Origin of the sequence: Bacillus sp. AR2-1 (assembly GCF_008368755.1) — a bacterium.
Classification (GTDB): domain Bacteria; phylum Bacillota; class Bacilli; order Bacillales; family Bacillaceae_G; genus Bacillus_A; species Bacillus_A wiedmannii.
Genome location: NZ_QORY01000015.1, coordinates 190,854 through 197,312, shown reverse-complemented (window position 1 = coordinate 197,312; position 6,459 = coordinate 190,854). Strand labels below are relative to the sequence as shown.

At 35.3% G+C, this 6,459-nt stretch carries 5 protein-coding genes; all 5 read left to right on the top strand.

Features of this window, described 5'->3' with window-relative positions:
- Positions 1 to 360: 360 nt before the first annotated feature.
- The 5 genes from DT250_RS17680 (at position 361) to DT250_RS17660 (ending at position 6,436) form a co-directional block, all read left to right on the top strand.
- The gene (locus DT250_RS17680; protein ID WP_149213431.1) at positions 361 to 1,656 is read left to right on the top strand and encodes a homoserine dehydrogenase; all 1,296 of its coding nucleotides are present in this window, start codon (positions 361 to 363) and stop codon (positions 1,654 to 1,656) included.
- Positions 1,649 to 2,707 (top strand): threonine synthase, encoded by a 1,059-nt coding sequence (gene thrC, locus DT250_RS17675; protein WP_098096288.1) that lies wholly within the window; start codon positions 1,649 to 1,651, stop codon positions 2,705 to 2,707. Before DT250_RS17680 ends, thrC begins: the two co-directional genes overlap by 8 nt.
- Positions 2,704 to 3,597 (top strand): homoserine kinase, encoded by an 894-nt coding sequence (thrB, locus tag DT250_RS17670; protein WP_088063077.1) that lies wholly within the window; start codon positions 2,704 to 2,706, stop codon positions 3,595 to 3,597. The genes thrC and thrB overlap by 4 nt, the downstream gene beginning before the upstream one ends.
- Before the next feature lie 112 nt (positions 3,598 to 3,709).
- Complete coding sequence (locus tag DT250_RS17665) at positions 3,710 to 3,919, top strand: DUF6366 family protein (RefSeq protein ID WP_149213430.1); 210 nt, start codon at positions 3,710 to 3,712, stop codon at positions 3,917 to 3,919.
- Between the two features lie 213 nt (positions 3,920 to 4,132).
- Positions 4,133 to 6,436, top strand: a complete 2,304-nt coding sequence (locus DT250_RS17660) for a glycoside hydrolase (RefSeq protein ID WP_149213429.1) — start codon at positions 4,133 to 4,135, stop codon at positions 6,434 to 6,436.
- Positions 6,437 to 6,459 lie beyond the last annotated feature (23 nt).

Here is a 6,459-nt window from a genome sequence, read left to right as displayed (position 1 = left end):
GGACACGGAATCATTTTTACGGTTATCAGAGAGGGAAGCCAAAGCTTCCTAACACGAGAAATGATTTTACCACCTTTGAACTTCAATAGTGAACGAGTAATCTAGTAATTATTGACGGAATCAGCCGTTATCTGAACTTGAGCAATCTAGAAGGAGTTAAGTCTGGATTGGAACAAGGGTGGAACCACGAAAACACATTCGTCCCTTTCCTAGGGATGAGTGTGTTTTTTTACTTTGAAAGGAGGTGCAGTAAAATGAAACGATTTGTACGTACGGAAATAACCACCACCTGCATGATTAAAAAGCAGAGCAAGGTGATTGATAGAGATAAAAAATAAAATTGTAGGAGGAGATTAGAAAATGAATAACGTTATTAATGTTGGGGTGTTAGGCTTAGGTACGGTCGGAAGTGGTGTTGTCCATATTTTGAAAGAACATTATAAAAAAATTAAACTTGATACAGGGTATGAAGTGAAGGTAAAGACAGTCGTTGTACGTGACTTAGAAAAAGAACGTGATGTTTGCATTGATGGAATCGTAGTAACAAGTCATGTCGATGAAGTTCTAAATGATCCAAATATTGATATTGTAGTAGAGGTAATGGGCGGAATTGAAAAAGCAAAGCAACATATTGTTAAGGCTTTACGAAATAAAAAACATGTCGTAACAGCAAATAAAGATTTAATGGCTGTATACGGTGCAGAGCTTCTCCAAGTGGCGAACGATAATGATTGTGATTTATGTTATGAAGCAAGTGTAGCGGGCGGTATTCCGGTGTTAAGAGGATTAACAGACGGATTAGCTTCAGATCAAATTGAAAAAATAATGGGAATTGTAAATGGAACAACAAATTACATGTTAACAAAGATGAGTCAAAATGGATGGTCGTATGAAGAGGCTTTACTGGAAGCACAAAAATTAGGTTTCGCAGAATCGGATCCAACAGCGGATGTAGATGGGTTAGATGCGGCGAGAAAGGTAGCCATTCTTGCAAACTTAGGTTTTTCGATGAATGTTTCTTTAGATGATGTGCAAGTAAGAGGGATTCGAAAGGTCGAAAAAGAAGATTTACAAATGGCTGAAAAGTTAGGATTTACTATGAAATTAATTGGTAAAGCAGAGAAACAAGGGTCAGCCATTCATTTAAGTGTAGAACCGACGCTTTTACCAAGTCATCATCCATTATCGAATGTAAATAATGAATTTAATGCAGTATATGTTCATGGTCAAGCAGTAGGAGAAGTAATGTTTTACGGACCTGGAGCTGGGAAGTTACCAACTGGTTCTGCTGTAGTAAGTGATATTATTTCAATCGTTAAAAATATGAATCAAGTTCAGAAAAATAAAAGCGCATTAAAAGAACCAGAACCGTATGAATTACAGGGGGATGAAGAAGTCGTTTCGAAATATTTCTTACGTATTTCATTACGAGATGAACCTGGGATGTTGCAAAAAATAACAGAATGTTTCGTTAATTATTCTGTAAGTTTAAAAGAAGTTATTCAATTACCTTTAAATCGTGAACTTGCAGAAGTCGTTGTTGTGACACATCAAACTTCAAAGTATCAATTTGAACGAGTTCTAGGAGCGATAGAAAGTGTCGCAAGTGAAATAAACAGTTATTACATTATTGAGGAGGAAAAACAATATGTATAAAGGATTATTAAAACAGTATGCTTCTTATTTACCGGTGAATGAAAATACACCTGATGTTAGCTTAATGGAAGGAAATACACCTCTTATTCCGCTATTAAATATATCAAAACAATTAGGGATTCAGTTATACGGTAAGTACGAAGGTGCGAATCCGACAGGTTCTTTTAAAGATCGTGGTATGGTAATGGCTGTTGCGAAGGCGAAAGAAGAAGGTTCGGAGGCAATTATTTGTGCATCAACAGGTAATACTTCGGCATCGGCCGCAGCATACGCGGCACGCCTTGGAATGAAATGTATAATCGTAATCCCGGAAGGAAAGATTGCACATGGAAAATTAGCGCAAGCAGTCGCTTACGGAGCTGAAATCATTTCAATAGAAGGAAATTTTGATGATGCACTTAAGGCTGTAAGAAATATTGCTGCGGAAGAGCCGATTACATTAGTAAACTCAGTGAATCCTTATCGAATTGAAGGGCAAAAGACAGCAGCATTTGAAATTTGTGACCAGTTGCAAAGTGCACCAGATGTTTTAGCGATTCCTGTTGGGAATGCCGGAAATATTACAGCATACTGGAAAGGTTTCTGTGAATATGAGAAAGAAAAAGGCTATAAGAAGCCAAGAATTCACGGATTTGAAGCGGAAGGAGCAGCTGCTATTGTAAAAGGACATGTCATTGAAGAACCTGAAACAATTGCAACAGCGATTCGTATCGGTAACCCCGCAAGTTGGTCATATGCAGTAGAGGCTGCTGAACAGTCTCACGGTGAAATAGATATGGTATCAGATGAAGAAATTTTACATGCGTATAGATTATTAGCAAAAACGGAAGGGGTTTTCGCTGAGCCAGGATCAAATGCTTCATTAGCAGGTGTAATTAAACATGTTCAATCTGGAAAAATCAAAAAAGGAGAGACAGTTGTTGCAATTTTAACTGGAAACGGTTTGAAAGATCCTGATATCGCAATTTCTTCTAATACATTAGATATTGCAAGTGTTTCAAATAATATAGAACAAATTAAAGAACATATTAAAGGGGTGATTATGTCGTGATACCATTAAGTATTCGTGTTCCTGCTAGTACAGCGAATGTTGGACCTGGATTTGATTCAGTAGGAATAGCTTTGTCATTATATTTAGATGTGGTGGTAAAAGAAAAAGCTGATAGATGGCAAGTAATCCATTCCTTTGAAGAATTAATTCCGACAGATGATAAAAATTTAATCGTTAGCACGGCATGTAAAGTATGTCCTTCTTTATCACCTCACATAATAGAAGTTACTAGTAATATCCCGCTTACAAGAGGACTAGGAAGTAGTGCATCAGCAATTGTAGCAGGGATAGAGCTTGCGAATCAACTTGGCAATTTAAACTTAACGACTGATCAAAAAGTTCAAATTGCAACAAATTTTGAAGGGCATCCAGATAATGTTGCGGCTTCTATATTAGGAGGAACTGTAATCGGAGCACTTGATGGAAAGAATGTTTCGGTTGTAAGAATTGAAAGTAAGGAATTAGGTGTAATTTCTCTTATTCCAAATGAAGAGTTAAATACAGAGGAAAGCCGATCTGTATTACCAGATGTGTTTCCGTTTCATGAAGCAGTTAAGGCTAGTGCAATCAGCAACGTATTAGTAGCTGCGTTTTGTCAAAAGAAGTGGGAAGTTGTAGGTGAAATGATGGAAAGAGATCATTTTCACGAGCCGTATCGTTTAGAACTCGTACCGCTATTACCCTCAATTCGTAAATGTGCAAAAGAGTTTGGAGCATACGGCACAGCGCTTAGTGGTGCAGGTCCATCCATTTTTATATTAACGCCATATGATAAGCGTCAAGAAATTGCTGAGCAATTAGCGAGAGTATTTACGTCTATGAAAGTGTGTGTGCTAGAAATCGATCATAGAGGAATTACTGTAAATAAAGAAGAACATATAGAACTATAAAAAAGCTAGCATTGCTAGCTTTTTTTGTTGTAAATATCTTTTCAGTTGGCATATAAAAGAAAAGTAATAATGTTTAATTTAGTAAAGTGTGTATTAATTTGGAGGTGATCGTATGAAAAAAGAGTCACCAGAAGAAAACAGAGAACGTATAAGGCAAAGTGAATTGAAAAATAATCCTACCGGTTCTTTAAATGATGGATTCAACAGAGCTGAATCAGGTAGTCCAGTTGATATGACGGGTGGTATGAATTGGAAAGGTGCAGCGCTAGTAATTTTAGTGCTAGTTTTAGGGTATATTATATACACTTATTTTTTTAGTTGAAAAATAAGTGTTAAGGCTTCGAATTATTTGCTTTTATATTTAGTGGGGATGAAAAAACACGGTTATTGTACTACATATACTTTAAGCAGATTATAGTTGTTCATACACACTTATTTATAATACTCAAAATAGAGCTAGCGTTATGCTAGTTCTATTTTTTTGACACATTCCTGTAACAAAGCCCCTGTATATTCAGTGGTGGAGGTGCAGAAGATGAAAAAAATGATAGCAATATGTCTTCTTACAACGATGTCATTTTCGACTTTAGTCGGGTGTGATGTAAAAGGTAACAAGGCTGTACAAGATTCTAAAGTAAAGAAAGCGACGTATAAAGAGTTTACTTACGATGTAAATCCAGAGACTTTCATGTTAACTGTAGAACATGATGGTGTAAAGGAACAGGCGTCACAGCCGTTACCGAAAATGAAGGTGTCGAATGTAAAAAAAGAAAAGGATCGAACATCTTGGGAATATCCAGATCAAAAAGTAAAAGTGAATCTAGAAAAGAAAAAAGATCACTTAAATATTGAAGTGGAATCGACTGGTGCAGAAAGCTTTACGTGGCCGAAAGTACAAGCTGAAAATTATACACTTCCGTTATGGGAAGGTAAGCAAATTCCGAGTAATGATGAAAATTGGAAGAAGTTTTTAAAGGATGATGCATATTCATTTGCTGAATCATTTTCTATGAAGTTTTTTGCGTTAAATGGTTCGAAATATTCAATTGTATTTATTGCGAACAATATGTTTAATAATGAATTGAAATTTCATTCGGATCCGAAAATAGGATTTGATTTTATACATGAATTCCCGAGTATAAATAAAAATAAAGCATATGGATTTCAATTATATGTGACAAATAATGATGCAGTCAGTATTGCTAAACTGTATAAGGATAATATTGCTCAAAAAGGTGAATTTAAAACATTACAAGAAAAGGCTAGAAAAAATAAAGAGATTGAAAAACTTTATGGTGCTGCTCATTTTTATTTTTGGAATCAAAATGGTTTGTCTGACAGTAACGTAAATTGGCCTAAAATAAGAGAGCAAATAAATAGTCCTGTATTTAGTCATATAAAAGGGCTTATTCAAAAGAATAGTTCGGAGCCTGGAGAACTGAGTGTGTTTGAGCAAGTAAGTAAACAAGATTTCATTGATAAGTACCAAAAAAATGTTATTTTGCGTTATGTAAATGAAGTATTATCAATGAAAGAATTGTATAAAGATGATATTTTTCAAAAGGTTGATCAGAACGCTAGTGAGTTATTAAAGAAAGGGGTAGATCACTTATCGAAGATGGAGTTATATAACTTAAATAAGCATGTATTAAAGTCGGCGCTCGGTGATGCGATTGAAGAAGTAAGTAAATGGGGTAACGCAGATGGAACGGATATTATAAAGGAAATGAAAGAATCAGGAATAGACAAAGCGTGGATTGGGTTACCGAACTGGGAACAAGGGTATATGCAGCCTGATTTCGTGACAGAAGCTAAGAAAATGGGATATTTAGTTGGTCCGTATGATTCTTATCATTCTATTCACGAAAAAGCTGATAAAAATTGGAATACAGCTTCTTTTCAGGATCCATCGTTATATGAAGAGGCAACTGTGACGAAGAAAAATGGAGAAAAAGTGCAAGGATTTTTAGGTAGAGGGCGAAAGTTAAATCCAACTTTATCTCTTCCTAGTGTAAAAGAGCGAATGAACGATATTTTACAAAATGGACCTAAATATAATTCATGGTTTATTGATTGTGATGCAACAGGTGAAATTTATGATGACTATTCAGCCAAACATATAACGACACAAGAACAAGATTTAAAAGCAAGATTGCAACGAATGGATTATATTGCGCAAGAAAAAGGTATGGTAGTTGGCTCAGAAGGCGGAAATGACTTTGCAAGTAGCACGATTGCATTTGCTCACGGTATTGAAACACCGGTTATTAAATGGGACGATGAAGATATGAGGAAAAATAAAACAAGTCCGTATTATGTGGGCGGATATTGGTCACCGAATCAAAATGTTCCAGAAAAATATGCAAAACAAGTACCGTTAAAAGAAGAATATAAACAAGTGTATTTAAACCCTGTATATTCAGTACCATTATATAAATTAGTATACAATGATTCTGTAATTACAACGCACCACTGGGAATGGGGAAGTTTGAAAGTAAAAGATGAGGTAGGGAACCGTATGCTATACGAATTATTGTATAATGTTCCTCCGTTGTACCATTTAGATGAAGTAGAGTGGAATAAGCATAAACAAGAAATTACGCAGCACCTGAAAGTTTGGAATGACGTTCATGAAAAGGCAGTAAAAGAAGAAATGACGAACTTTGTATATTTGTCAGAAGATAAATTAGTTCAATCTGCTTCTTATGGAAAAGATATTAAAATTATTGTGAATTTCTCGAATGAAGATATAGAAATAGAAAAGACGAAACTAAAAGCAAAATCCGCTTTCATTAATAATCATGGGAAGAAAACAATGTATACACCGCTTGAGAGATAATATGAAATGTATTGTTGCATTAC